This window comes from Rhizobium sp. KNZ2-6A (genome assembly GCF_056755475.1).
This window is the reverse complement of sequence record NZ_JBNDIC010000008.1, coordinates 46,915-72,848: the sequence shown is the minus strand read 5'-3', so window position 1 is coordinate 72,848 and position 25,934 is coordinate 46,915. Positions and strand designations below refer to the sequence as shown.

General features: G+C 58.9%; 23 protein-coding genes. 11 read left to right on the top strand and 12 right to left on the bottom strand.

What is annotated here, in order from left to right; genetic code table 11:
- Nucleotides 1–42: 42 nt before the first annotated feature.
- Nucleotides 43–852: an ABC transporter permease gene (locus ACPYOP_RS08095; protein WP_481409867.1), complete on the top strand. Its 810-nt coding sequence runs from the start codon at nucleotides 43–45 to the stop codon at nucleotides 850–852.
- A gap of 116 nt (nucleotides 853–968) precedes the next feature.
- On the opposite strand, the gene ACPYOP_RS08090 is transcribed toward ACPYOP_RS08095, so the two are convergent.
- The 3 genes from ACPYOP_RS08090 to ACPYOP_RS08080 all read right to left on the bottom strand — a co-directional run bounded on the left by ACPYOP_RS08090 (nucleotide 969) and on the right by ACPYOP_RS08080 (nucleotide 5,592).
- Nucleotides 969–2,021: an FkbM family methyltransferase gene (locus ACPYOP_RS08090; protein ID WP_481409866.1), complete on the bottom strand. Its 1,053-nt coding sequence runs from the start codon at nucleotides 2,019–2,021 to the stop codon at nucleotides 969–971.
- Between the two features lie 86 nt (nucleotides 2,022–2,107).
- Entirely contained in the window at nucleotides 2,108–3,469 is a 1,362-nt protein-coding gene (locus ACPYOP_RS08085) for a glycosyltransferase family 4 protein (RefSeq protein WP_481409931.1), read from the bottom strand.
- The gene (locus ACPYOP_RS08080; RefSeq protein ID WP_481409865.1) at nucleotides 3,469–5,592 is read right to left on the bottom strand and encodes a capsular polysaccharide biosynthesis protein; all 2,124 of its coding nucleotides are present in this window, start codon (nucleotides 5,590–5,592) and stop codon (nucleotides 3,469–3,471) included. Before ACPYOP_RS08080 ends, ACPYOP_RS08085 begins: the two co-directional genes overlap by 1 nt.
- A gap of 583 nt (nucleotides 5,593–6,175) precedes the next feature.
- Here ACPYOP_RS08080 and ACPYOP_RS08075 point away from each other — a divergent pair.
- The 9 genes from ACPYOP_RS08075 (at nucleotide 6,176) to ACPYOP_RS08035 (ending at nucleotide 16,659) form a co-directional block, all read left to right on the top strand.
- Nucleotides 6,176–7,381, top strand: coding sequence for a KpsE/RkpR family capsule polysaccharide export protein (locus ACPYOP_RS08075; RefSeq protein ID WP_481409864.1), 1,206 nt, complete (start codon nucleotides 6,176–6,178; stop codon nucleotides 7,379–7,381).
- A complete protein-coding gene (locus tag ACPYOP_RS08070) occupies nucleotides 7,378–8,112 on the top strand; it encodes an ABC transporter ATP-binding protein (protein ID WP_481409863.1) in 735 nt (244 codons plus the stop codon). Before ACPYOP_RS08075 ends, ACPYOP_RS08070 begins: the two co-directional genes overlap by 4 nt.
- 871 nt (nucleotides 8,113–8,983) lie before the next feature.
- Nucleotides 8,984–9,769 (top strand): helix-turn-helix transcriptional regulator, encoded by a 786-nt coding sequence (locus ACPYOP_RS08065; RefSeq protein ID WP_481409862.1) that lies wholly within the window; start codon nucleotides 8,984–8,986, stop codon nucleotides 9,767–9,769.
- A gap of 57 nt (nucleotides 9,770–9,826) precedes the next feature.
- On the top strand, nucleotides 9,827–10,996 hold the full coding sequence (locus ACPYOP_RS08060; RefSeq protein ID WP_481409861.1) for a polysaccharide biosynthesis/export family protein: 1,170 nt from the start codon (nucleotides 9,827–9,829) through the stop codon (nucleotides 10,994–10,996).
- Between the two features lie 126 nt (nucleotides 10,997–11,122).
- Nucleotides 11,123–11,986 (top strand): FkbM family methyltransferase, encoded by an 864-nt coding sequence (locus tag ACPYOP_RS08055; protein ID WP_481409860.1) that lies wholly within the window; start codon nucleotides 11,123–11,125, stop codon nucleotides 11,984–11,986.
- Nucleotides 11,987–12,025: 39 nt separating this feature from the next.
- Entirely contained in the window at nucleotides 12,026–13,351 is a 1,326-nt protein-coding gene (locus ACPYOP_RS08050) for a glycosyltransferase family 4 protein (RefSeq protein WP_481409859.1), read from the top strand.
- An 18-nt stretch (nucleotides 13,352–13,369) separates the two neighbouring features.
- Nucleotides 13,370–14,425, top strand: a complete 1,056-nt coding sequence (locus tag ACPYOP_RS08045) for a hypothetical protein (RefSeq protein WP_481409858.1) — start codon at nucleotides 13,370–13,372, stop codon at nucleotides 14,423–14,425.
- A gap of 240 nt (nucleotides 14,426–14,665) precedes the next feature.
- On the top strand, nucleotides 14,666–15,397 hold the full coding sequence (locus ACPYOP_RS08040) for a response regulator (RefSeq protein ID WP_481409857.1): 732 nt from the start codon (nucleotides 14,666–14,668) through the stop codon (nucleotides 15,395–15,397).
- Nucleotides 15,394–16,659 carry an ATP-binding protein gene (locus ACPYOP_RS08035; RefSeq protein WP_481409856.1) on the top strand — a complete coding sequence of 422 codons (1,266 nt, stop codon included), beginning with the start codon at nucleotides 15,394–15,396 and terminating at the stop codon, nucleotides 16,657–16,659. Before ACPYOP_RS08040 ends, ACPYOP_RS08035 begins: the two co-directional genes overlap by 4 nt.
- Nucleotides 16,660–16,923: 264 nt before the next feature.
- On the opposite strand, the gene ACPYOP_RS08030 is transcribed toward ACPYOP_RS08035, so the two are convergent.
- From ACPYOP_RS08030 to ACPYOP_RS08005, 6 genes are all read right to left on the bottom strand, one after another.
- Nucleotides 16,924–17,235 (bottom strand): hypothetical protein, encoded by a 312-nt coding sequence (locus ACPYOP_RS08030; RefSeq protein ID WP_481409855.1) that lies wholly within the window; start codon nucleotides 17,233–17,235, stop codon nucleotides 16,924–16,926.
- Nucleotides 17,236–17,320: 85 nt separating this feature from the next.
- On the bottom strand, nucleotides 17,321–18,781 hold the full coding sequence (locus ACPYOP_RS08025; protein ID WP_481409854.1) for an efflux transporter outer membrane subunit: 1,461 nt from the start codon (nucleotides 18,779–18,781) through the stop codon (nucleotides 17,321–17,323).
- Nucleotides 18,782–19,039: 258 nt separating this feature from the next.
- The gene (locus ACPYOP_RS08020) at nucleotides 19,040–19,606 is read right to left on the bottom strand and encodes a hypothetical protein (RefSeq protein WP_481409853.1); all 567 of its coding nucleotides are present in this window, start codon (nucleotides 19,604–19,606) and stop codon (nucleotides 19,040–19,042) included.
- A 385-nt stretch (nucleotides 19,607–19,991) separates the two neighbouring features.
- Nucleotides 19,992–20,153: a hypothetical protein gene (locus ACPYOP_RS08015; RefSeq protein ID WP_481409852.1), complete on the bottom strand. Its 162-nt coding sequence runs from the start codon at nucleotides 20,151–20,153 to the stop codon at nucleotides 19,992–19,994.
- Between the two features lie 82 nt (nucleotides 20,154–20,235).
- Complete coding sequence (locus ACPYOP_RS08010; RefSeq protein WP_481409851.1) at nucleotides 20,236–21,087, bottom strand: helix-turn-helix transcriptional regulator; 852 nt, start codon at nucleotides 21,085–21,087, stop codon at nucleotides 20,236–20,238.
- A 69-nt stretch (nucleotides 21,088–21,156) separates the two neighbouring features.
- Nucleotides 21,157–21,384 (bottom strand): DUF1127 domain-containing protein, encoded by a 228-nt coding sequence (locus ACPYOP_RS08005; RefSeq protein ID WP_481409850.1) that lies wholly within the window; start codon nucleotides 21,382–21,384, stop codon nucleotides 21,157–21,159.
- 240 nt (nucleotides 21,385–21,624) lie between these two features.
- Here ACPYOP_RS08005 and ACPYOP_RS08000 point away from each other — a divergent pair, with 240 nt between their 5' ends.
- A complete protein-coding gene (locus ACPYOP_RS08000) occupies nucleotides 21,625–22,767 on the top strand; it encodes a M24 family metallopeptidase (protein WP_481409849.1) in 1,143 nt (380 codons plus the stop codon).
- A gap of 73 nt (nucleotides 22,768–22,840) precedes the next feature.
- Here ACPYOP_RS08000 and ACPYOP_RS07995 read toward each other — a convergent pair whose 3' ends face one another.
- The 3 genes from ACPYOP_RS07995 to ACPYOP_RS07985 form a co-directional block, all read right to left on the bottom strand.
- Complete coding sequence (locus ACPYOP_RS07995) at nucleotides 22,841–23,890, bottom strand: DUF2278 family protein (protein ID WP_481409848.1); 1,050 nt, start codon at nucleotides 23,888–23,890, stop codon at nucleotides 22,841–22,843.
- 150 nt (nucleotides 23,891–24,040) lie between these two features.
- Nucleotides 24,041–25,099: an ABC transporter ATP-binding protein gene (locus ACPYOP_RS07990; protein ID WP_481409847.1), complete on the bottom strand. Its 1,059-nt coding sequence runs from the start codon at nucleotides 25,097–25,099 to the stop codon at nucleotides 24,041–24,043.
- 4 nt (nucleotides 25,100–25,103) lie between these two features.
- Entirely contained in the window at nucleotides 25,104–25,934 is an 831-nt protein-coding gene (locus ACPYOP_RS07985; protein WP_481409846.1) for a carbohydrate ABC transporter permease, read from the bottom strand.

The window sequence follows — 25,934 nt, the reverse complement described above, 5'->3', positions numbered from 1 at the left end:
CACCATCCAATGAAGATGGGATGGTGAACAGGAGGCCCTCGCATGCATCACGTATCGACGAACACCCGCGATCGTTCGCAGTTCATAATCGGATTGAAGATCCAGGCGCGCGTGCTCGGCGCACTCATCATGCGCGAAATGCTCATTCGCTACGGGCGCGAGAATATTGGTTTTCTCTGGCTCGCATTGGAGCCGATGATTCTGACCGCCGGTGTCATGGTCATGTGGACCTTGATGCGTCACGAAGCGCATGGACTGACGGTCGCCGCCTTCGTCCTGAGCGGCTACATGCCCTTGACGCTCTGGCGCCACATAAGCGGCCATGCCGTCTCGTGTTTGCGCCAGAATCTGCCCTTGATGTATCATCGCCAGATCCGCCTGGCGGACGCCTTGATCGCGCGGGGGCTTCTGGAAACAGGCGGGACGACGGCGGCGCTTGTCATCGTTTACACAGTCGCTCGTCTCGCGAATATCATACCGCCTTACCAGGATCTCGGCCTGCTTTTGGCGGGTTGGCTGTTCATGGCCTGGTTTTCCTTCGGTGTGGGGCTGATTTTCGCGGCCGGCTCCGAGCGCTTCGAATTCGTGGAAAAATTTGTTTCGCCGTTCCAGTACCTCACACTGCCGATTGGTGGGATGTTCTTCATGGTGGCCTGGCTGCCGAGCGGCCCGCAGAAATTGGCTCTCTACGTTCCCACCGTCCACTGCTTCGAGCTCTTTCGTGCCGGCTTCTTCGGCGATACGGTGCAGACTTTCTACGATATCGGCTACATCACGAAATGCTGCCTGTTCACCACGGCCATCGGGCTTTTCCTGGTGAATATGGCGCGCAATCACATCAAGTTCGAATGACGCGGCTGACGCACGATCCGCCGTTGCACTACTATTGACCCACTGATTCAATAAGGTCTCCATGTAAAGTCGCGATACGCGGGCATTCGAATCCGCAAGATCAATTGCTGCTGTTGTCAGAGCGCGACCTCCTGCTGCCGCTGCTTTTTGGTCTTGGATGAGGCCAGCACCAATCCGAGGCGCTGAAGGCGTTCGCTGACGCTTTCTGCGCGATCTTCATGAACTGCTAGAATGTTCGCCACCGTGCCGATCTGAAAATTCAGATCGAGCTCTTCTGAAGTCGTGATCCGTGTGAGCTGATTTTGCGAGCTGGTCCAGATGCCGTAACCGAGTTCGGCAAGCTGGCGATGAATCGCACCAGGCGTCGCTTTCGAGAGAACGGCGAGCATGTCACGATTGATCTCCATCAGCAGCGAGGGCCTATGCGCCGAGAGGGTTTCCCTTGCACCCTTCAGAAACAGACCTTCCGCCCCCTCGATATCGACCTTCATGACATCGGGCCTCAGACCGCCGATAACACGATCCAGCGTCTCGACCTTCGTCATGCGGCCAACTTTGGTTTCGGCCGCATTCGTGATCAGCCGTGTTGCGCCGGCATTAACCGTTTCCTCGGCGTCGCTCAGCTGTAATTCTCCCGGCGCGTCGGCAAGGGCAAGCTGGCGGACACTCACTCGACCTTCGAAGCCATTCGCCAGGATCGACCGATTGAAGAGATCCCAAAGCTTGGGCAGGGGTTCGAAGGCAAGCACCGTTCCCCTGAAAGCGGGATGAGCCGCAACCGAAAGCGAGTAATATCCGACATTGCCGCCGACATCGATGAATTGTCCGGTTTCTGGCAGAATGGCTTTGACGAGCTCGATGTCGAATTTCTCGTATTCGTCATTCATGATGCCGAAGGAAATGTGGTATTGGCGCAAATCGAGATACAATTTGAAATTGTATCTTGTTTCGAACAGAACGAAAATCGACTTCGGCACGAAATTGTTGAACAGCAATTCGCTATGGCGTTGGTGGAACTCGTTGGAACCGAGAAAACGTCGGCGATGCTCGTCGAGTGGAATGTCCGTCAGTTGCAGGAGATTCTGCCCTATGGAATTGCGCTCGTCGTCGTTTATCGCGCGGCCGAGAATGAATTTGTAGCAGTTCTCGATATCATAAAAACTTGTCACGTCGCTGCTCCCCCGTCTTTCTGACGATTTGAATCTATCCTGCTGCCGCTTTTCACCTGCATTGTCATGTGCCATTCAAGGTCCGATCATTGTAGAATTGCCGATGGTGATATCGTCTCCATACGTCGCGGCGCTCGTTGGGCCGCATAGCGCCGAGCGGAAAGGTCGGCCTCGATCAGCGCCTCCAAATCATCGAAATGCGTATCCCATCCGCCTGGCCGGCCTGGTCTGGTTCGATGCCGAGGCGAGGCGGCGATCATATCGAGCGCGGCTTTCCAGCTCAGTCCGTCAAGCGGATCGAGGAAAATGGCCGGATGCCCGCCCGCAGCCTCGCGATGCGCGCTGATGTTGGAGGCGACGACCGGCGTGCCGAGCGCAATGGCCTCGGCGATCGGCATGCCATAACCCTCGGTGAACGAGGGTGCGAGGAGGGCGGCAGCGCCGGCAACCAGCCGCGCCAAAGCAGCATCCTCCAGTCCCGGCACTTCAATGACGAGCCCGGGCAAGGCAGGGCACCGTTCGAGCATTGCCAGGATATGGCTGTTTTCCCATCCCCTCTTGCCGACGATCACCAGACGCGGTGCCATCGGACCGTCGCGTTCGGCTAGATATTGCCATAGACGCAGCAGCAGAATGTGATTCTTGCGCGGTTCTATGGTGCCGATCGTCACGAAATACGGAATTTTCGTGCGAGCTATGTCATTGGGGGGAGACAAGAAGCATTGCTCCACGCCTGGGGGCAGCACGGCGATGGAGGGCAGCTCTCTGTTGCATTCCTGAGCGAAGGTGCGTAGCGCCCGTGCCGTCACCTGGGAATTGCACAGGACGAGGGAGGCGTGTTTTAGCACCGTCGCCATCCTTCGACGATGACGTTCCGGCTCTTCCGGCCGGACGAACTCGGGATGCGAGAGCGGAATGAGATCATGGACGTAAAAGACGCCGTTCCGCCCGGTTTCCTCGAGCCATGAAAAAGCAGATGTCCGCTCCAGCCGGCTATGGGATACGTGTACGAAGGATGCGTTGCCAGGCAGTGTCCGCCCATGCGCAAAATGATTGGCGACGATATGCGCGATCTTGCGCAGTTTTCCGGTGGGAGCTCCGCCCGCCTTCGCTTCAGCGGCCTCCCAGCGGATCTTGCCATCGATGGCAGCGAAAATGCGCTCGAGAAGGACGGCCTGGGAGCTCGATACTTCGCTCGCCGCCCAGCGGCTGGCAAGCGTGGAGACCAGCTTGTCCGCTCGCTCGGTCGCAATGGATACCGCACCGTGGCGGCCCGTTTCGACAAACCAGGACGCTTGCGAGGATCCCAAGGCATTCGTCAAGGCAGCACGCTTGCGTCGCTCGTTCAGCCAATGCGCATAATGAAGCTCGTAGCGATCTATGCCTGTGGGCGTCGGGCAATGCGCCCGCTCCATCAGTCGCGAAATATCCATCACGATCGGCTTCATCACGATTTTCTCGCTTCAAGCATGTGGATGACCTGCGCAAGCCAGCGCCGTCTCGATGGGTTGGGAGCCGCCCCGAGGCGGGCGCGATAGAGCTCGGCAACCACATCTTCCGCTTCGCAGGGGAGATCGGCGATATTCGACCAGTATCGCGGGTAGAGGATCAGCGCGCCGGCAACGAGCGAGTCGAGGCTCAACAGCCGTTTGCGCCGGAGCGATACGACGGTGTCATGGGTGAGACCCCAGCCGGCGTAGAAAGGCAGGCCATGGCACCATACCGGCTTTTCACGCAGCAATGCCTCGAACCCGATCTGCGATGTCGCGACATGAACTTCGTCGACCGCCTGCAGGAGATCGTCGAGCGCGACATTGCCGACAACAAGATCGGCAGCGCTCATCGATGGAGATGAAGGCGGGTGACGGCCTTCAGCCTTGGCCAGGAGATCCGGATGCTGCTTGTAGATGATAAACGCCTTTGGCCTTGCGCGCCGAACGGCCTTTAGCAGCTCGATGTCGGATGCATGGCTTGCCATGCCGAAGCGCAGGGAGGCGTCGTTCGGGACCTGCCCGGCCACCAGAACGATCGCCCGGCCTTTAGCCTCCGCGCGATAGTCCGGCGCGGCCTGCGGCGGCAGATTGTATTTGGTGATGCCCATGGAGACGATCGCCTGCCGAAGGCGCTTTGCCCGATCGAGAAGCTTCTCGTCGAAATTCGTTCCGTTCAGGATCGTCTCAAGCTGGCTCGGGGCAGAGGCGTTGAAGTAGATGCCTTGCCTGTCGAAGCAGAGCGAGGATGGAGGAACGAGCGAGCTGCCGAGGCCGGAAGAGCGGATGAAGCCGTCCTCAACCCGAATGATCGGCAACCTCTTGCCGCCTTTCCAAAGAAGGCCTTCCTCCGGCGGATCGGCATTCCCCCACAGGACGATCGTGTCGGCATTCTGGATCTGCATGGCCGTCGGATCGGTGGCGAACCGCACCTCGGATCTGGGACCGCTCAAATAGCGGCGCATCACCGAGCGTTTGTGGAGCGAGAAGTTGATGCAAAGATAACGCCCCGAAAGGGAGCGGGCGTGATGGCGCCATTGGAGCAACCGCTCGACTGCCTGCTCGGCCGTGATCGGATGGCGCGAGACCGGATCGACATAACGGGAATATTGAAGGAATGCCACATCGGCGAATTCGTCTATGCTGACGCGCCGTTTTCGCCGGGTGCGCGCCGCCATCGCCGCAGCACCTTCGGCCCGATCGTCGGTTAGTCCCCAGCCGGCATAGGAAGGCATGCCAAAGGTCACGACGGGTATTTCGCGCCACAATGCCTCGAGGCCAAGATGGCTCGACACGGTCCAGACCTCATCGACCAGATCCAGTATCGAATGCAGGGAGACGGCCTTGTCGACGAACTGCACTCCGCTTGTGTGTATAAAGGGCTGGAGGAAACCTTTGGCACGGCCCGCGACGACATCGGGATGGCACTTAATGACGATATCAGCATTTCCGTCAGCACGGGCTGCGGCCCACATCCTTGCGAAGGCTCTAGCATCGGCGCCGGCGCTTTCGATGGATCGATCTCCAACGACCTGGTCAACGAGCAGGAGACGCCTGCGGCGGTTTCGACGCAGGAGAACAACGCCCTCAGGCAAATGATTGTCTCGGCAAAGCCGCTCGCGGACGATCCGCTGCCGCAGATCACTCGCACGCCGAATGTCGCTATGGCATGAGCCGCCCTGGAGCAGAGCCTCGAGCCGTGACGGCTTATGGGCGGAGAAATGAATGCCGAGATCGTCGGTCACGATGGAAACCGGCGACGCCGCGCTGGTGCCAGACGATTGCAGGAAACCTTCGGCGACGGTCCAGAATGGCAGACGGTGAATGCGCGCATAAAGGCGCGCGATCCGGGCAAGCGACCCATCTCCCCAACCCACGACACCATCCGCGGCAGCACCCGCCATCAGTTCGATCGGCTTGAGGGAAGCGGAGATCGCCGGGCCGATCAAAGGGAAACGCCGTTGGGTCGCCAAGAAGGCGAGCAGCTGTGCATTCGCCGGGGGCAGCCAGAACGGCCGTTCGTCTGTTTCTGCTGCCGACCCCCGCATGTCCTGGGAGAAAATCGTCGAATCCAAATACATAGATCCCCCAATGCAGGCTAGAAGCGGTCATGGCCGCTTGAGTGAAGCGACCTGCAATGCCGGATAGCGACCGATTGCCTGAGCGGGATCGGTTCGGGAGGCGTGGGGAGCAGCGATTGCAGGATGGTAAATCCATATCTCATGGCTGCGCTTCGCAGCTGCGAACGCTCACGACTATTCGGTCCGGCACGATTGCTGACACGGTTCGAGATGCCTCCGAGCTTTCCCATTCCGAATTCCTTGAACCAGCAATGAGGGAGAAATGGCGAATTGAATGGCAGTTATCACCGCCGCAATTTCGCCCCGCCATACGGATCACGTCGCCAAAGTATTAATTGCGACAGAAGGCAAATTATTCTTGCTGTGATATGTAAAATATCAAAGGATCCGGGAATTATATTTGACTTTCAAAGGATATATGTGAATCTCTTGCGAAATTAAATGCCACCCCGGACGTCATTCGCCTTGGCGAGGCGACGATCGGGAGCGGCGGAAATCGGAAGCCTGCCGCCATGGGCGGGAAGCTTCGGCAAGATGACTATTGAATGGTTCAGGCCATTCTTCGAGAGATTGATGGTCCCATATGAGCCGTATCGAGAATAACAAGGATTTCGTCGATTTCGTCACATTGGTAACGGCGCGCTCGTCCGGCATCGTCACGGGCCGGCCGGTCCCGCGGTCGCTTTCCATTGCGAGATGGCTCAGATCCCAGCTGCTGCTCTTGCTGATCGTCGTTATTCCCGGCCTGCTCGGCGGCATCTACTATGCCTTTATATCTGCCGATCAGTATGTTTCCGAGACCCAGTTCGTCGTTCGCAGCCCGAACAGGAATGCGGCGGGCCTGCTCAGCGGCTTCCTCCAGAGCACCGGCTTCGTTCGTGCGCAGGACGACAGCTATATCGTCACCGAATTCATCAAGTCCCGCGCAGCCGTTGACGCGCTCGTCGAAAAGGATGGCCTGAAGGACATTTTCTCGCGACCGGAGGCGGATGTTCTCAACCGCTATCCTCTGCCCTGGCGCGAGGCCAATAGCGAAGAGTTGTTTGAGCATTATCTCCAGTTCATCAACGTTCACACCGACAGCGGCAGCGGCGTGACGACACTGAATGTAAAGGCATTTCAGGCCGATGACGCCTATCGTCTGGCGAACGCCCTGGTTCAGCACGCCGAAGAGCTCATCAATCGCCTGAATGATCGCGCCCGGCAGGATGCGATCCGCTATGCGCAGGTCGAGGTGGGTGACAGCCAGGTGAGGCTGTCCGACATGCAGAAGAGACTGACGGATTTTCGCAACCGCGAGGCGCTTGTCGATCCGAGCAAGCAGTCGTCCGCGGCCCTCGACATGATTGCCCGGCTCTCAGACGATCTGGCCAACAGCAAGACGCGCCTTGCCGCGCTCGACGAGCAGGCCCCTCGGAGCCCACAGAATGAAGCACTGAGAGCGCGCGTCGCGGCAATAGAGCGGCAAATCAGCGACGAACGGGCACGCATCGTCGGCAGCGACGGTTCGATGGCGCCGCGTATCGCCCAATACGAACAGCTGCTGCTGGAGCGGGAAATGGCCGCGAAAATGCTGACCTCGGCCACTGCTTCCCTGGAGAATGCGAAAATCGACGCGCAACGGCAGCAACTCTATCTCGAACGAATCGCCGATCCGAACTTGCCGGACCATGCTCTCTATCCGAAGCGACTTCAGTCATTCCTCCTGCTGCTTGCGGTTTGCTTCGCCATTTTCTGGATCGTGCGCTTCTTCGTCATCCAGGTCTATGAGCATGCGGCTCAGCAATGATTAATCTCCCTTCCAGTCTGGCGCGATTCGCACCATCGGAAGTCGCGGTCCAGAGGACCGAGGCGCCTTGGCACGAAGATGGCATTGTCGGCGTATTCGATCTCGTCAAGGAATATGAAGTGAACGGGCGCATGCGCCGCGTTCTTGACGGCGTGACCTTCAAGATCGGCCGTGGCGAGAAAATCGCCGTTCTCGGTCATAACGGTGCGGGAAAATCGACGCTGGTCCGGATGATTGCCGGGATAGAGGAGCCGACATCAGGCAAGGTCGTGCGCAACATGTCGATGTCATGGCCGATTGCTTTGAGTGGTGGCTTCGGCGGCTCGATGACCGGCTTCGACTGCATGCGTTTCCTCTCACGGATCTACAACAAGCCATTCGACGAAATTCGCGATCTGGTGGAGGATTTCAGCGAGCTTGGTCGCTATTTGCGCATGCCCATCAGGACATACTCGTCCGGCATGCGGGCACGATTGGCTTTCGGCATGTCGCTTGCCATCGATTTCGACTGCTATCTCATCGACGAAGTGCTTGCCGTCGGCGACAAACGCTTCCAGCTGCGCTCCTTCGAAGAACTTTTCGTCAAACGCAAGGATCGTTCGATGATCATCGTCGGACATAACCTCAATGTGATCGGCGATTTGTGCAAATCGGCACTGGTCCTGAAAAATGGTCGAGGCCGCGTTTTCGATGACATAGAAACAGCATTTCGAATCTACTCCACATTGTAGGCTGGATGCTTTTGGTTGTCTTTTTCGCGCATCGGCGACAAACGCCGCCCGCCGATTTTGCAAAATGAGACAGTATCGGAAGCCTATGGATCGACCATTGTCTCATCTTCGCCGACCATCGAAACAATGCCGTCACATCTCGGTTCGCCTGGTCAAAGCGCATGATACATCGGAGCAATCGAAAATAATTCGCCTTTTGATTGTTTTCGAAATCGCAGCGATTCTCGCCACATATTTTGCCGGCGTGTGACAGATATTCCAATCACAACCGCTATGCGGTGATTGCAGCGCATAAATTAGTAACTACTTCTGCAACCAGTGCCGGTATAGCGTAGGGATAGTGGCTATATGGGTAGGGACATTTTTGTCCGATGGCGTCGTGCCGGAGGGCTGAACGTGAGCAAGCGCATGGAGGTGTAGGAATCTGTATAACCGCGTCATTATCTGTACTGTTGTGCTAAAATTCGTCGTGCTAATTTAATTGGCGATAATGCAACTTAAGATGAATGATCCTACGATTTGGGATGGTCAAAGGGGCAAGACCATGAAGTCCTCGTAACGAACGCTAGAAAAAATCTGGCTCGATAAAATCATGTGGTGGCGGTTGCGAATATGCAATCTGAGATTTTGAGTAGGATAGCGGATGGCGATGTTGGAAAGAGTTGCCGAACAATGTGTTGGCACTTTTGAAGTGTATTCTCGTGATGCAATTGTTCGCAATCTCGATGTACTTGAACCAAACTGGAAATGGAGTGTTCCGTCGGAATCCAGTGGCGATTATTCCTTTAAATTCAGCAAGCAGCCCGTTCAATCGACGTCCATCATAAGTGCGGAGCACTCTGCTGGCCTGGAGGCTATTGCGAAACACGACGTGCCGCGTGTCAGCATCGTATTCGTTCTGGCAGGCGAGTTGGAAATCAATCACAAGCGGATGCATAAATCACTGCGCATCCCCGCCAATAATGTCGCCAGCATCAGCGACCGCGCCGGCAAGCGGCTGGAGATAAAGCCGCGGAGCTCCTGGCTGCTGTTTCAAATTCCGGAATCGGTTATCCGGCAGCACTTCGAGGAATTGACGGGCAAGCCCTATGTGCAGGAATTCGCCCTAGCGCCGGTGAGCTTCCGTCAAGGCGGGGCGCAGGGGCTCTACCAGACCCTTCGTCAAGCCGAAAAGGATCTCATGACCGCTCGCCCAGTCGAACGGGTGATGCTCGCAAAGGCTTACAGCGAGCTTCTTCTGGTCAAGTTGTTTGCGAAGCTTCCGCACAATCTTTCCGACGCCTTCCATCGCGGAACATTGGAAAGTGCGCCGCGCCAGCTTCTGAGGGCAGAGGCCTTCATGCGCGACAATCTACACAACGCCATCATGCTGGAAGATCTAGCCCATGCCGCAAGCTGCAGCCCGCGCGCGCTGCAACGCATGTTCAAGACCTATCGCGGCGACACGCCGATGGGAATCCTGTGCAACTACCGGCTGGCCGCGGCCCACGGCGCCATCAAGGGCGGCCAGGCCGAAAGCATCACCGACCTCGCCATGAGCCTGCAATTTTCCAATCCCGGGCGGTTCTCCGTTCTCTATAAGCATGCTTACGGCTCCAGCCCATCATCGATCCTTCGGTTTACCCGGGAGCGCAGTGACGATGTCGGAACGGCTTAGTGTGTTCAGAGCAATGATGTCTCAGCAAAACTGCCTCCATGCCGTTCAGGATTGTCAATGCCGTTGAAGTTCGGATTATTGTGTGTTCTCGCCTGCGTTCTTACGGGCTGTGCATTACCGGAGGCCGGCCCCAAGGCCTCCCGCATATTGGAGGAGGCGGCGGCGCGTACCGTGCCACCGTTTGCGCTGGTCGACGTGATATCGACGGCCATGGTCCGGAGCGCCGCGCGGCCGGAGGCCAGCCTGGCGGCTTATTTCGGCGAGGGCGCGCGTGATCCCGGCCTGAAGATCGCCGTGGGCGACGTCGTCTCGGTCAGCCTATGGGAGGCACCACCTGGAAGTTTGTTCGGGATGGCATCCAGTGCCTCGGGGCAACAGCAGGCGACGGGCAGTTCCGTTACGATCCCGCCGCAAACCATCAATAGCGATGGCACGATCAGCATTCCCTATGTGGGGCGTATCAATGCGGCCGGCCGGACGCCTGCCTCCGTCGAGCGAGCCGTGATCTCCGGCCTTGTCGGCAAGGCGGTGCAGCCGCAAGCGCTGGTGACGGTGCAGCAGAGCGCCTCGAACACCGTCACCGTCACCGGCGAGGTTGCCGGGGGGGCGCGCGTCGCGCTATCGCCCGCCGGCGACCGGGTGCTCGATGCGATTGCCGCGGCGGGAGGATTGCGCGCCAGCGTCAACGACAGCGTCGTCTATCTGACGCGGGGACGCAGGACGATGCACCTGCCTTTTACCGCAATTGTCCAGAACCCGCGCGAGAACATAAGATTGAGGCCCGAAGACGTGGTGACGGTCGTACGCGAGCCGAGCACCTACACGATCCTTGGCGCATCGGGGCAGAATGGCGAGGTGCCCTTCAGCGTACAGCATCTGACCATGGCAAATGCGGTGGCGCGTGCGGGAGGACTTCAGGATTCCCGCGCCGATGCTTCGGGAATATTCCTCTTCCGTTACGAGCCGCCCGACATTGCCCGCCGTATCGTCGCACCGAACAATCCGTTGCTAAGACGCGGTGGAGCGGTTCCGATCGTCTATCGGTTCAATCTGAAAAACGGCTCGACGCTGCTCGCCATGCAGAGCTTCGAGGTCCAGCCGCGCGACATCATCTACATTTCCAACGCCTCCTCGATCGATATTCAGAAATTCATGGGTCTCTTCCAGGGCGTCACGGGAACCGCATTGTCCGCCGCATCGGTCGGCATAGCCGCGTCGGCAAACTGAGAATATCGCTCGAAAGCCGTGACCGCAGCGAGAATGCTGCGGAAATCGAGGACGTTTCATGATGTTGCCCGGTCTGCGGATCGCATTGCGGGCATGCCGGATCAAGGCCGGATCGAGAGGGATAAGATGAGTTCTTCGCCGCTGCTGCACCTTCACGAGTTGATGGCCTTCGATCGGCATCAGGCCGAGGCTGCCATTTTGCAGCGAGTGAGCAGCGCCTATCTCGGGAACCATACGGCGCTCGCCCGCGTGCTCGGCCGCTACAAGCTCTATATCGATACCCGCGACAGGGGCTTCGGGTCCCATGTCCTCCTGGACGGTTTTTGGGAAATCTGGCTGACCTTGTTCTGCGCGCGCAACGTCAGGCATGGCATGACCGCGATCGATGTCGGCGCAAACTTCGGCTATTATTCGCTTCTCCTGGCCGAGCTCGTCGGAACCAAGGGCGAACTGATCGCCGTGGAACCTAACCCGCATGCTGCGGATTTCCTGCGCCGCAGCGTCGAGCTGAACGGACTGATCGGACGAACGCGGATCGAGAGGCTGGCGCTCGGCAGCGTGGCATCGGGCGAGGCATCCCTCTATGTTCCCCATAGCGAGCCGAAAAACGCGCTGATCGTCGCGGAAACTTTCCTGCCACGCCCCCAGGATGGCGCCCTCATCAAGGTTCCGGTGACGACGCTCGACAGGTTGAGCTCATCCTGCACGCGCGTCGATTTCATAAAGATCGATGCCGAAGGAGCCGAAGAAACCATCATCGAGGGGATGGGCGAGATCATCGCCCGTCACAAGCCGATGCTTGTCGTCGAATTCAATCCCGCCCGTTATGCCGATGCACCCGGTTTTCTCGAGCGACTTGCCGCCATCTACGGATCGCTTCGGCGTCTCGACTTCAGTGGCGAAGCCGTCCCCATCACCTGCGCGGACCTGCTCTCGAAATACGGGACCGACGACTCGCTCCTTGTCCTTTCCCGCGACAAGCCGGCCTGAGGACGGGGAGGGATGCAAGATGCTGAAGGAGAGACCGGAGTGAGTCAGACGATCCTTTACGATGGCCTCAATCTTTCGCTGAAGAAGGGCACCGGTGTCGCGACCTACACGAGGAGCCTGATGTCGACGGCGCGTGCGCTCGGCTATCAGACCGGGGTCGTCCACGGAATGCCTGGAAACGTTCCGAAGGATCCCATATTGCGGGAAGTGCTGCTGTTTGACGATTCCAGCGCCCGTGTGCCAGGCCCGCTTTCCGCGACAAAGCGATGGCTGCGCCGACGTATCGCCGCGCCGTTCGGCATCAAGCCGATTCCGATCCCGCTGAGCGGAACGGTCATTCTGAAGTCGCTGCAAGCGCAGCTCGGCGATTCCGGCATGGTTTACGCCTCCAACGATCTGTTCCAGCTCGCGAGGTACCATTTCAAGCGCTACGGCAACAATCTTACCATGAAGTTCGAGGCCCAGCCGGATCTCCTGCATTGCACCTATCCCATGCCGATTGCGGCGAAGAAGGCTTTGAACGTCTATACGATCCACGATCTGGTTCCGTTGCGGCTGCCTTATCTGACCGAGGACGACAAGCGTTATCACTACAAGATGCTGCGCTCCCTCGTGCGGCGGGCCGACCATATCGTGACCGTGTCCGAGACTTCCCGTGCCGATATCATCAAGGTTCTCGGCGCCGACGAGGCGCGGGTCAGCAATACCTATCAGGCGGTTCACGTGCCGGAACAGCTTCGCGAGAAGCCGGCCGATGTGGTCGCCAACGAGATTGCCGGCATCTTCCATCTCGACTGGAAGGAGTATTTCCTCTTTTTCGGTGCCTTCGAGCCGAAAAAGAACATTTCGCGGCTGGTCGAAGCCTATCTTGCGGCAAAGACGAGCAAGCCGCTCATCATCGTCGGCGCTCCGGGATGGAAAGGCGCTGAAACGCAGCAGCTCATCGATGACGATCGGTTCCGCTTCTATCTTCGCGCCGAAGACCGCATCCTGCCGCAACGACAGATCCAACGCTTCGACTTCGTCTCCTATCCCTTGCTGATAAGCCTGATCAGAGGCGCGCGCGCCGTGCTGTTTCCTTCGCTTTACGAAGGCTTCGGCCTGCCGGTGCTCGAATCCATGCAGCTGGGAACGCCGGTCCTCAGCTCCACGGAAGGATCGATCCCGGAAATTGCCGGAAATGCGGCGCTGCTGGTCGATCCGTACAATACCGAGGAAATGCGCAAGGCGATTGCCAGTCTGGATCAGGACGACGCACTATGCGCCTCGTTTGCCAAGGCAGGCCCGATGCAGGCGGCCCGCTTCTCGCCGGATCGGTATCAGCAGAAGGTGAGCGCGCTTTATGACACGCTTTTCAACGGATAATCACGGGAGAGCTTGGATATGACCATCCTCTTCGCTTTCGGCATGCCGGGTGTCATGTCTTCCTGGGGTGTCGCCGCCGTCCATGCACTCGCACGCGAAGCGTTCGGCGACTATGCAATCATCGCAACGGACACGATCGAGGATCTCAAGCAGCACGTCCAGAGCCGATCGGGGATGCATGCCGTGCTCGTCTCGCAATTTCCGGAAGCCAAGCTGTCGGAACTGATCCGCAGGGTCAATGTGCCTTTTCTGCTGTTTCTCGAAGATCCCATCGATGCGGTCTCCTATCTCGCACGCGCCACCGAACAGCGGGATATCGGCCTGGTCAGGGCCGTGTCCGCGAGCCTCGCCTGCCTGGAGCCGCTTGCAAACGCTTCCGCGGCACTGGTCCTGCGCCGCAACGATGTCAGCCAAAAGGGCAGCATCGATCTGCTGCTCCGGAAGATCGACGACCATTTCAGCACCGATCTGACTTTGGAGCAGATTGCAAACGCGCTGCTGCATGTCGGCATGGCGCCGTCCGGCCAGCTGTCGCTCGCCGAAGCGCCGAAACTGGAGGAGGCCGCGGCGGCGGTCATCGCGGGATATCTGACGCCGCGGGAAGAGGTGCCCGAGCTTAGCGAGTCCCTGCGCGAGACGGCAAGGAAGGTCCTTCACCCGTTGGAATTTGGTCAGGCGGAGGCTTTCGGCACCACCATCTTCTGGCCGCAGGAGACATTTTTTTCAGGCGACAGATTGGAGCAGGGCCTGGATGAACTGGTGGATCTGACCGGAGAAGCCCGTTGCCTGATCTATGGCCCCTACCTCCACTTGCCGACCGGCCATTGGAATGCGAAACTCAATTTCGATGTGAACGAGGACTGCTACGGGCAGATCTTCACGATAGAAATCCATGCCGCCGAATTGCTGGGGAGGCTGCGGGTCTGTCCGCAAGGCACGGGTTCATTCGAAGCTGCGGTGCCGATTGATGTCGTCGATCCGCGCGCTCCGATCGAAATTCGCCTGATGATGGACAGCGGCGCCATCGAGGGACGGCTTTCCGCCTGGAGCGTCGAGTGGCGGCGAGCCGCCTGATCCGACCACCGCGCTGGCTTCGCGCGTCATGGAGCCAGGACATGCTTCCGGCGGCGACGGCATCTTGATTGCCGTCTCATTTTGCTGTGCCGAACATTATTTCATTGCTCAATATTTCCAGCTCTAGGAATTTTGTAAACCAACGTTTCCCGCGCTGAAAATTCCGTATTGGCGCCGCAAAACCCTTCTTTTCAGCGAATTGATAGTTTGTATAAGGGTTGAGAAAACGGAATGAAGCCTATGAACGCCAACGCCCCGCCGGATATTCTGATCGTCGATGATGACCACGAGATACGTTCGCTCCTGGGTCGGTATCTCGAGGAACAGGGTTTCCGTGTGTCGACGGCGAGCGACCTTCGCGGATGCAACGACGCGCTGAGCCGCCGCCAGCCCGACCTGATGGTGCTGGATGTCATGCTTCCCGATGGATCCGGCCTCGATCTCTGCCGCGATTTGCGAAACCGTCGTCCACGGGTTCCCGTCATTCTGCTGACCGCCCTGAAGGAAGACATAGATCGTATCCTCGGTCTTGAGATCGGCGCCGATGACTATCTCGGCAAACCGTTCAATCCGCGCGAGCTGGCGGCGCGCATTCGCGCCGTGCTGCGTCGTACGAACGAGGACTCTTCGACAGAGCCTGGGCAAAGGCGCTATCAGTTCGCGGATATGGTGCTTGATCCGCAACTTCGTCGGGTGAGCCGGGATAATGGCGAGGTCATTGCGCTGACAGGTGCCGAATTCGATCTTCTCAAGGCGTTTCTCGAGCGCGCGGGCCGGCTGCTGTCGCGTGACCAGCTGCTCGACCTGACGCAGGGGCGTGATCGCGACCCCGCCGATCGCTCGATCGATGTTTTGATGAGCCGGCTGCGACGCAAGCTGGGAGAAACGACGGAAGATCCCATTTTCAGAACGATCCGCAACGGCGGCTATCAGCTCGTCGTCCCGGTAACGGCTATCAAAGGCGATTCATGAGGTCACTTGGTGCGCGCCTGGCGTTACTCCTGCTGACAGCCATCGTCCTGGTCGTCATTTCCTCCTCTTTCGTGGCCAGCCTCGTTATGCGAGGGCCACGACCGGACATGACGATCGATCGGACGGCCCGGCAGCTTTCCATTCTCGCGACCTTCGCAGAGAAGGATCGAGCCATGGCGGAATCGGCAGGATTGATCATCGCTCCCATGCCGGCCGGCGGCCCGCCTGATGAAGAACTCTCGCGCTTTCTCATGGAGGCGCTGCTTCGCATTTCCGGCATGCGCGACGCAATCATATCGCATCAGTCGACGGGCGAGTTGATCGCGTCGCTGAAGCTCTCCGACGGCAAGTGGCTGGTCATGCCGATGACACCGCACGGCCCGCCTCCGGATGGCTGGAAGATCCTTGTCGGCTGGCTCGGCCTCATCATCATCGGCAGCGTGCTCGTTTCCATCTTCGCGGCTTCGAAGATCATGAAACCGCTGCGTCTGCTGGAACAGGCGGTGGCGGCAGTCAATCCGGACGGCACGCTGCCGCACATACCGGAAAGCGGCCCGGGCGAAATTCGCGCCACCGCACAAGCGCTCAACGGTCTTTCGGCCAGGGTGAAAGCGGCCACGGAAAGCCGGATGCGGCTCGTTGCCGCCGCCGGGCACGATCTGCGAACCCCGATGACCCGGATGCGGCTGCGTGCCGAATTCATCCAGGACCACGAGGAACGGCGCAAATGGTTTGCCGATCTGGAGGAACTCGACAGGATCGCCGACAGCGCCATTGGCCTCGTTCGCGAAGAGATTTCCAAGGACAGCCTGGAGCGGGTACGGCTCGACAGGATTGTCGACGGCATCGTCACGGAACTGAAGGCGATCGATATGAACGTCAAGAGCGGCGATCTTGAGCAGGCGACGATCTGCGCGGGGCCGCTGGCCGTCACCCGCGCCTTGCGTAACCTGCTCATCAATGCCGCAACGCATGGCCAGTCGGCGACGGTAACCGTCACGCATCTTGGCAACCGGGCTGTCGTGAGGATCATCGATACCGGTCCCGGCATTCCCGAGGATCGATTGAATCAGGTATTCGAACCCTTTTTCCGCATCGACATCGCAAGGCAGAGATCCTTCCCCGGCGCCGGCCTCGGCATGGCCATTGCGCGCGAAATCGTCACCCGGTTCGAGGGCGAAATCACCGTTCGAAACCGCCAGCCGCGAGGACTGGAGCAAGTCGTATCGTTCAAGAGTGCCGAGGCGAAGCCCGCGGGCTGATCAAGCGGAACAGACCGAACAATCAGCGGCATGCAAATTCAGCCACGCTCCAAGGTGGTGGCCGGGTAAATACTCGAATTTTGCCTCAAAACAGGATTTACTTACGTAGGATTTTCGAAATTCTATGAACAACAGTATTTGCAGTAAGATCATAGAATTTACTAAATAATATTTTTCCGATAGAAAAGCCGAGACATTAAAATTCGTCAAAATGCCCTGTTTCAGCAACATTCGGAAATGTTCCGGGCGTCGATCTATGTAAAATTATGGATGATCAGCAGCTTGGCTCGAGCAGGCTTTGATCGCCCCGCATACCCGGCTTCGCCATGACGCCCCCAACACGAATGGCGAAGCCGGATTGCTCTCCGGCAATGCCACCGTGATTTTATCCCGAATGATCAGTCGCTTGAGGGTGCCGCCGCAGATAAGGCCGCTCGCGCAGGAGCAGGTGAAGGCGAGGATGATCGAACTCGCCGAATAGGCCGAAGTAAAATTAGATTCGAAATATTTGAACGAGGCACCGAGACTAAGTGCCGTCGCAATGCCCAAAGCGCCGCCGGGCAGACAAACCAGCATGGCGGGACTTTACGAATACCGAATTTTCGGCGCGCTTCGGATTGATGGTCGTTGGCGCTTGGCAATCCGGGTTTTCAGCATGGGATTACTTGGCCGCCGTCAAATGCGGACCGCTATTGCTGTCGGCCACCGCAGGCTTATAGACATCGATCTGCCCGTCCCAGCCACCGCCGAGCGCCTTGTTCAGCGAGATGTAATCGGTGGCGACCGAGGCCTTGCTTTGAATGACGGACTCCTCGGCGCTGTAGAGCGAACGTTCTGCATCGAGCACATCGAGAAAATCCGAAACGCCCGCTTTATTCAGCGTGCGCGAAAGATCCGATGCGTTGCGGTAGGAATTGCTGGACGAAACGAGCTTGGCATATTTCAGCCGCTCCTGGGTCAGGGATACGACCGCGTTCTCGACATCCTCCATGGCCGACAGCACGGCGGACTGGTAGGCGATGAAATATTGATCCCGCTCCGCCTTGGCAACGTCGACGGCGGCCTTGAGCTGGCCGCCCTGGAAGATCGGCACCGTCAGCGACGGGCCGAATGTCCATCCGATGGAGGACTTCTTTGCCAGATCGCCGATATTGGCGGCCGACGACGAAATGTCGCCTGTCAGGGAGATGGACGGATAACGGTTGGCTTCGGCCTGGCCGATCTTGGCCGTATATTGCGCGAGTTGCCGCTCCGCGAGACGGACGTCCGGCCGCGAAGTCAGGATATCGGCGGGAATACCGGTCGAGACATTCATCCTGGGGCTCGGAATCGGGCCGCCGGTCTTAAGTCTTTCCTCGAGCGCGGCCGGTGGTTTGCCCAGCAGCACGCTCAGTCGATGGACCGCTTCCGCATAGGAGATTTCATAGGCCGGAATATCCGACTCGGTGCCGCTGGCGAGAGCGTCGGCCTTGGCCGTGTCGACGCCGGTGGCGCTACCTGCGAGATACTCCATACGCGTCAGGGCTGCGCTCTTGCGCTGTGATACGGCGGTGCGCTTGGCAAGATCGCGCAGCGCCTGGTATTCGCGTGTCTGGATATAATAGGAAGCAACATCGCCGATCAGTGTCAGCATAGTGTCGTGCAGCTGCTCGTCGGCAGCATCGACGCCGTATTTTGCCGCCTCGGCGGCGCGCTTGTTGCCGCCGAAAAGATCGAGTTCCCAGCTGGCGTCGAAACCGCCGGCATAGAGCGTCGAAAAAGTCGCGTCTGTGCCACCACTCGATGCGGCCGATGTGCGTGTTCGCGTCCCAGAACCGGTTCCCTCGACGCTCGGCAGCAATGCGCCTTTCTGCTCGCGGTAAGTGGCGCGCGCTTCGCGGATTTTCGCCTTGGCGGTCGCCACATCGAGGTTGCTGCCGATCGCCTCCTCGATCAGCGCATCAAGTGTCGGATCCTTGAGTTGCTTCCACCATTGCGATAGCTGGGGCGCTTTCGAAGGCTTCGTTCCGGCTTTGCTGCCCCAATGAGACGGCATTGTCAGGTCGGGTGTCCGATAATCCGGGCCGACAACGCAGCCTGTCAGCGTTCCGGCAAGGGCGGCGGCGATGGCTATATGGGGCAAGCTTTTTCGTGAACACGAATATGTCGACACGTTTCTATCCCTGATCAATTGGTCTTTTGTGCCGGCTTTGTCGATCCTCGTGCACGCGAAAGGTCCGGGAGCACCGGGCGGGGCGCTCCCGGATCATTCAGCCCCAGAAGGGGCTACTCCTTCCAACCGACAAGGGCGTCCGGGGGGATCTCGATCGATTGGAGGTGGAGAGGAAATGGTCTGGATTGACTAGGCAGCGGCCTTTCCCTGATCGAAGCTCTATTGCGATCAGCGGAATGCATGAGGGCCGGGAACGAGGGACCGTTCGGCATCCTCAAGCTTTGCAAGCTGATCTGCGGTCAGAATAGTGCGAAGGGTGGCAGCCTTGTCCTTGAGGACGGTTGCCTTGGCGGCACGATCGAGAGCGCCATCGGCGAGACGTTCGCCGAAGAGCTCCGTTGGCTTACCCGCATCGTGACCGGGCTGCGCGGTGTCACTATTTGCCGGCGGCGGGCCGGGGGGCTGGTGCTTTGCAAAGGCCAGAAAATCCGTAAGTGCGTTGGTATAATCCCGCCAGGCATCGAGCTGAGCGCTGCGAATACCGATCAAGGTTTCCATCGCCGACAACTTGCCTGCCAGTTCCAGAGCCGGGTTCGACGGGTGAGGGAAGCCATGCGGCGGCATGGGCATGTCTTCGCCAAAAGCCATCATCGGGCCTTGGGGATGCGGACCGGGAAAGCCCCAACCTTGCATGTGAGCCGGGGGAGGCGGCGCCATCTCGGCGATGAATGGGGTCTGCATGTCGGGCGTAGCGGCCGTCTCGCCGGCGAGTGCCGAAGCGGCGATACCGCCCATGGCCGTTATCAACAAAGTTGCGACTAGATATCGTTGCCTCATAATCAGTGCCTTCATTACGATTGACTGATGCTGAAGCTAGTGGGGCCATATGAACGCAATAGGTCCCGATATTTCTAAACATTTCTCGTCGGGAGAATGTTGCGAACGAAGTTTGCCAGATGAGCCGGCGGCAACAATTCATTACAACTTTTCTTGACGGAACACGCGCAGAGCGAGCATTAAAATTGCGTCGAGGCCCGATCCAGAATCGAAACTGCTGCTGTTCCTAAGATGACGATCCCAGCGCAAGCGAGGCTATCGCCCATGAAAAGAGCCGCACCCTTGGGTACGGCTCCTTCCTGATTTGGTCGGCACGGCGCTCCGGGGCGGCCGAACAGCTTTCCTATTCCTTCCCGCTCGCAACAGCTGACGTCGACTGCCCGGCTTCCTTCAAGGCAGCCGCACATTCCTCGCAGCACACCTCGACCGATTTACCGCCGAGGTTGACCTTGATCGTGTCTGCGCCGAGTTCGCAGTCACAGGCAGCGCATGTTGTTTTCTTCATGTCCTGATCCTTTCCCGATTGCTCCCCTTGCCGGGGCAGGATCATGAAAGCATCGATCGACAGGTAGATGCTGTCGGAATCTTTAGCGAACCGCGTAGCGCCTCGGCTTCAGTTGCGCCGAGCGTTGAAACTCCGCCGGCGTCTGCCCGTAGGTCTGCTTGAAGGCGGCGCTGAAATGGCTGTGGCTGGAGAAGCCGAGATCGAGCCCGAGCATGGTCAGGTCGTCATAAGTGCCGAGAAGATCGAGTGCTCGCGCCAGCCGCAGCCGCAGCTGATAGCGATAGAGCGGCATGGCTTCGACCTGCTGGAAGACCTGCGTCAGATATACCGGCGAGACGCCGACCTCCTTGGCAATCTCGGCAAGCGTCCACCGCCGGGCGAGATCGGAAGTCAGAACGAGTTTCGCGCGGTCGACGAGCTTCTGCCGGCCGAAGCTTGCGCCCGCCTCATGCGAGGTGCGCTCGCCGAGCGAGCGGCGCACCAGCGTCAGCGCCAGCGTTTCACCCTCCAGGCTTTCGGCTATGTTGCGGCTGAGCCCGTGACGAAGCATCGCCACAAGCGCTTGCGCTCGCGGATCGATGCGGCGGCGCTGGCGGCGGAAAACGACGCCGTCGCCAGACTGCATCTGTTCCTTTGGCGTAAGCTCATGCAGCAGGGCGTCGTCGATCATGAGATCGAGACAGGAATCGCCACCCTCGACGGGGTGGCTGATCCTGTAGTCCTGGCCACGATTGAAGAAGACAACCTGATTGGCTTCCGAAACGGCCTCGCTTTGACCGACATGGCGCTTGAAGACGCCGCGATAGGTATAGACGAGACTTGTCTTGTGGGCGCATTCCTCATCGCTCTTGTGTCGACAGTCGCCATTGCAGACGACATCGCGGATGAAGACGGTTTTCGTCTTCAGCAGCACGGTTGTCGAAAATTGTAGCATGCCGAAATCCTCATCCCACCGCTTCAGCCGGTTGCACAGCGTGAACCTAGCACGTTCTGATTCATATTTTTAGTAGCGGCTGTAAACATGGACATCGCTTCCAGCTTGCCCGCGAGAAAGCCCTATGTCCTTCAGCTGGCTGTCGGAAAGCTCAAGCAGCGCATTCCGGTTTTTTCTCTCGGCGATTTTGCGCGCAAAGAGGCGCACCAGATCGATGAAAGCCGAGAGAGGCGTACGCTGGGCTCTGCGGACGGCACGGCTGCATTCGGAGGGAATTGTGATGTTTGCGACTTGCATGACGATACTCCATCGCTTGTTTCGATGGAGACAGTGAACCATTGCAGCGACATCCGCGCTGTCAGATAATTTAGCGATCGACGGGGCGGCCAAGCGAGAGGAACGCCATATAGGGGGTGGCTGCAAACAATCGTGGATGGCGGTCGCAATGGCAGTATTTTTATTGTCGACATATTGCCCACAGCGACGATAGGGTCGAGGCCAACTAGCTTAAGGCCAAGGTTACTGAGGAGAGTGAAAATGTCGTGGCAACATCCCGTACCCCGGATCACCGAAGAGGAAAGGCAGCAACGCCTTTCGCGGCTTCGCCAGTTGCTCGACCAGAACGGACTGGCTGGCATGCTGCTCGGGCCGACAGAAAGCCTGCGCTATTTCACCGGGCTCGTCTGGCATGCGAGCGAGAGGTTTCTGGGGGCACTCGTCACACCGACAGCACTCTATTACATCGTTCCTGGCTTCGAGCGCAGTCGCGTGGAGACGCTGGCGCATCTGCCGGCCGAAATCCTCGAATGGCAGGAAGAGGAGAGCAGTTCGGCACTGATCGCGCGGGTGCTTGGAAATTCGGGCGTTTTGGCGCTCGACGACAATATGCCGCTCTATTTCTACAACGCATTGGCGAGCGAGTTCGGGCCTGAAAGGCTGACCAATGGCGGACCGATCCTCAACGGCCTGCGCCGGATCAAATCTCCTACGGAAATCGCGCTCATCCAATATGCGATGAACTTGACGCTCGATGTACACAAGCAGGCTCATGCCTTGCTCAAGCCGGGAATTCGCGCGTCGGAAGTAGTCGAATTCATCGATCGGCGGCATCGAGAGGCCGGAGCCGGTGGCGGCTCGACCTTCTGCATCGTGTCCTTCGGCGAGGCGACATCGCTTCCGCATGGCGCAGACGGCGATCAGACGCTTGGCGAAGATGATGTCATCCTCGTCGATACCGGCGCACGCATCGACGGTTATCATTCCGACCTGACAAGAACATACAAGCTGAAGTCCGGCGATAGTGCCTTCGAAGACGCCTGGGCGATCGAGCGCGAGGCGCAGCAAGCAGTTTTCGACGCGGCAAAGCTGGGTGCTGCCTGTTCCAGCCTGGATAATGCGGCGCGGGCCGTGCTGGCAAAACATGCACTTGGCCCCGACTACAGGCTGCCTGGCCTGCCACACCGCGCCGGCCATGGTCTCGGGCTGGACATCCACGAGGAGCCTTATATCGTGCGCGGCAATGCGACGGCGCTTGCGCCCGGCATGTGCTTTTCGAACGAGCCGATGATCGTCTTTCCACAGAAATTCGGCATTCGGCTGGAGGATCATATCTATATGACCGCGGACGGCCCGCGCTGGTTTACTCAGCCATCCAAGGGGCCGACCGAACCTTTCGCCTGACTGCGGAGACCCAGCCCGACGCACAGGCGCAGGGCAATGCCCCGATATCGGCTTTCGGCATTAGCCGAAACTCTCACCCCTGGAACGGAATGGTTCGCCCAGGCTGCTTTGCCTGCTCCTTGGTATAGGAAACGCCATGCACCTTGAGGCCCTGCGCGTTGAGCAGGGTTATGATCCCGCCCTTGTTGGATAGGGTGACGGGCGGCTGGATTTCGACCACCTGCGTCGCGCCAGCGGCGATCGAACCGCTGAGCGCCATCGCATTCTTCTGCTTGTCCTTGATCTGCCAGCCGGTGAGATCGACCGGCACATCGGCGGTATTCAGCAAGGTGACGGTTTCCCGCTCGGGCGTCTTCACATCGTTGACATAGGCCGCAATGATGCGCACCAGCCCATCCGGAACATCGAAGGAGGGTATGGCGTCGCGGTCGATCGGCGCGTGCGGCAGGTTTGGATGATCCCGATCCCGCGGCACGATGAGCGATCCGTCCTTATCGTCCGAATGCCATGCCTGCGTCTGGAATTTCATGAAGATCGCGACCCATTGCTGCTCGCGGGGAAACTCCAGTATCAGCCCACCATCCTGCCATGGGCCGTTCTGAGAGGCATAATTGCCGGGCGGATTGCCCTGGTTGAAATGAATGTCATGAATGCCGCGGCCGGGCTTGAAGCCGAAATACTGATCGGCCTTGTTGTTCTCCGGTCCCCAAATCTCCCCAAAGGCATAGATCATCGCTTCTTCGTCCGACATGGCGCGCTGGATATAGGCGTCGATCTTTTCGTTAAGGTCATTGTCCGGGCCTGCGGCCGAGATCGGGAGCGGTTTCAGCTCCCAAGGCTGCATGAGGTTGCCGCGGATGAAATCGAGCGCGACGCCGCCTGGCTGGCTCGGTGTCGGGTGCAAGCCTTCCGGCAGCTCCGCCAACTGTGCGGTGATCGGGTGTTCGAAACGGGAGCGCACGAGGAACTCGACCTCGCTGCCGTCCTGCGAACGCACATTGATGGCGATGCGATACAACGTCCCGTTTTCCGAAACCAGCACTTGGTAATGCGGGCTCGAGCCGGTTGCCAATCGATTGTTGATGGGTCTGCCCTTGAGCACGGCGTAGTTGTTAAGCGGCACGACATCCTCCCATAGTGCACATAAGCAGCACATAGTGTCGCATCAGAATGAAGCTTCTGCGACACCGCAGGGTCTTGTAGGCGTGTCAGAGTTTTTCCGGCTTCACCGGCTGCGAAGCCGCCGCGATCATCCCAGATCGAAAGGGCAATCTCATCCCGCTCTCGTTCCATCCTCGCCGAAGACATGCAAATGCTGCGGCGGGAAGGCGACATTCACCTGCGGACCTGCGCTCAATGCGCTGCGATCCAGGGTGAATACCTTGAACGGCAGGCCATGCAGCGAAAGATGCAGGATGATGCCGAAGCCGGTGGGCTCGATGAGTTCGACATTGGCGGCCATGTCGGACGGGTTGGACGACAGTACGACATGCTCCGGCCGAATGCCGAGCGTCACTTTCGCGCCGGCAGCCAGGCTCAACGGCCCGGAAAGCGGCACGAGCGTGCCATCCTTGAGCTTGACGCCATTCCCTTCGCAGGTCGCATCGAGAAAATTCATGCCGGGCGAACCGATGAAGCCGGCGACGAAGAGGTTGGCGGGTCGATCGTAAAGTTCAAGCGGACTGCCGACCTGCTGCACCACTCCGCCATGCATGGCGACGATCCGGTCCGCCAGCGTCATCGCCTCGATCTGGTCGTGGGTCACATAGATCGACGTCGCTTTAAGATCGCTATGTAACCTCTTGATTTCAGCGCGCATCTGCTCGCGAAGGCGAGCGTCGAGATTCGACAGCGGCTCGTCGAAGAGGAAAGCTTTCGGCTGACGCACGATGGCGCGGCCCATGGCGACACGCTGGCGCTGGCCGCCGGAGAGTGCCTTCGGGCGGCGTTCGAGCAGCGGATCGAGGCCGAGCTTCGCGGCGGCATTGGCGACGGCCTTTGAGATGCCGTCCTTCGCCATCTTCCGCAGCCGCAGGCTGTAGCTCATATTTCCGGCGACATTCATGTGCGGATAGAGCGCATAGGACTGGAAGACCATGGCGATATCGCGGTCCTTCGGATGCAGCTCGTTGACGCGGTTGTCAGCGATACGGATTTCGCCGCCGCTAATGTCTTCGAGACCAGCAATCATCCTGAGCAAGGTGGACTTGCCGCAGCCGGAAGGGCCGACGAGAACGACGAATTCGCCGTCCTTGATCCTGAGATCGATGTCGTGCAGGACCTGCACATGGCCATAGGCCTTCTTGACGTTCTGAATATCGATCGATGCCATATGACTAACCCTTGACCGCGCCGGCCGTCAGGCCCTGCACGAGATAGCGTTGGATGAGCAGGAAGAAGAGCGCAGCCGGAATGAGCGCCATGACGCCCGCCGCCATCATCTGCCCGAAATCCACCGAGAATTTCGAGACGAAGGTGAGCAGGCCGACCGGGAAGGTGGCGGCCTGATTGCCGTTGATCAGCATCAGCGCAAAGAGCAGTTCGCTCCAGGCGGCGGTGAAGACGAAGCCGAGCGTCGCGGCAATGCCGGGGAGCGTCAGCGGCAGGATGATCTGCCTGAAGGCGGTAAACTGCGTCGCGCCATCGATCATCGCAGCCTCCTCCAGATCCTTCGGAATGCCGTCGAAGAAGGACTGCATCAGGAAGGTGGCGAAGGGGACGTTGAAGGCCGTGTAGACGATGACGAGGCCGCTCAGGCTGTTGGTCAGATGCAGCGGCGTCAGGATCTTGAAGATCGGCGCGACCAGCATGACCAGCGGAAACATCTGGGTCAGCAGCATCAGCGCCACGATCCAGTATTTGGCGCGGAAGTTGAAACGCGAGAGCGCATAGCCGGAGAGTGACGCACAGATCGTCACCGCAATCGCCGTCGAGGCGGAGACGATCAAGCTGTTCTTGAAGAAAGTCGGGAAGTCGCTGTGCTGCAGCACGAAGGCATAGTGCTCCCAGGTCGTGCGCGACGGCCACATGCGCACGCCTTCTGTATAGAGCAGATCGTTCGGCGTCACCGAGACCTTCAGCAGCCAGAAGAGCGGGAAGAGCGCGAAGACGACGTAGCAAAGAATTGCCAGGCGATGCGCGATAGTGGGGAAGATGGATCGTCTCAT

Coding starts and splice junctions, on each gene's coding strand:
- ACPYOP_RS08095 (WP_481409867.1), top strand. CDS start 43: ATGCATCACGTATCGACGAACACCCGCGATCGTTCGCAGTTCATAATC.
- ACPYOP_RS08085 (WP_481409931.1), bottom strand. CDS start 3,469: ATGAAGCCGATCGTGATGGATATTTCGCGACTGATGGAGCGGGCGCAT.
- ACPYOP_RS08080 (WP_481409865.1), bottom strand. CDS start 5,592: ATGTATTTGGATTCGACGATTTTCTCCCAGGACATGCGGGGGTCGGCA.
- ACPYOP_RS08075 (WP_481409864.1), top strand. CDS start 6,176: ATGAGCCGTATCGAGAATAACAAGGATTTCGTCGATTTCGTCACATTG.
- ACPYOP_RS08070 (WP_481409863.1), top strand. CDS start 7,378: ATGATTAATCTCCCTTCCAGTCTGGCGCGATTCGCACCATCGGAAGTC.
- ACPYOP_RS08060 (WP_481409861.1), top strand. CDS start 9,827: ATGCCGTTGAAGTTCGGATTATTGTGTGTTCTCGCCTGCGTTCTTACG.
- ACPYOP_RS08055 (WP_481409860.1), top strand. CDS start 11,123: ATGAGTTCTTCGCCGCTGCTGCACCTTCACGAGTTGATGGCCTTCGAT.
- ACPYOP_RS08045 (WP_481409858.1), top strand. CDS start 13,370: ATGACCATCCTCTTCGCTTTCGGCATGCCGGGTGTCATGTCTTCCTGG.
- ACPYOP_RS08040 (WP_481409857.1), top strand. CDS start 14,666: ATGAACGCCAACGCCCCGCCGGATATTCTGATCGTCGATGATGACCAC.
- ACPYOP_RS08035 (WP_481409856.1), top strand. CDS start 15,394: ATGAGGTCACTTGGTGCGCGCCTGGCGTTACTCCTGCTGACAGCCATC.
- ACPYOP_RS08030 (WP_481409855.1), bottom strand. CDS start 17,235: ATGCTGGTTTGTCTGCCCGGCGGCGCTTTGGGCATTGCGACGGCACTT.
- ACPYOP_RS08020 (WP_481409853.1), bottom strand. CDS start 19,606: ATGGGCGGTATCGCCGCTTCGGCACTCGCCGGCGAGACGGCCGCTACG.
- ACPYOP_RS08015 (WP_481409852.1), bottom strand. CDS start 20,153: ATGAAGAAAACAACATGCGCTGCCTGTGACTGCGAACTCGGCGCAGAC.
- ACPYOP_RS08010 (WP_481409851.1), bottom strand. CDS start 21,087: ATGCTACAATTTTCGACAACCGTGCTGCTGAAGACGAAAACCGTCTTC.
- ACPYOP_RS08005 (WP_481409850.1), bottom strand. CDS start 21,384: ATGCAAGTCGCAAACATCACAATTCCCTCCGAATGCAGCCGTGCCGTC.
- ACPYOP_RS08000 (WP_481409849.1), top strand. CDS start 21,625: ATGTCGTGGCAACATCCCGTACCCCGGATCACCGAAGAGGAAAGGCAG.
- ACPYOP_RS07990 (WP_481409847.1), bottom strand. CDS start 25,099: ATGGCATCGATCGATATTCAGAACGTCAAGAAGGCCTATGGCCATGTG.
- ACPYOP_RS07985 (WP_481409846.1), bottom strand. CDS start 25,934: ATGAGACGATCCATCTTCCCCACTATCGCGCATCGCCTGGCAATTCTT.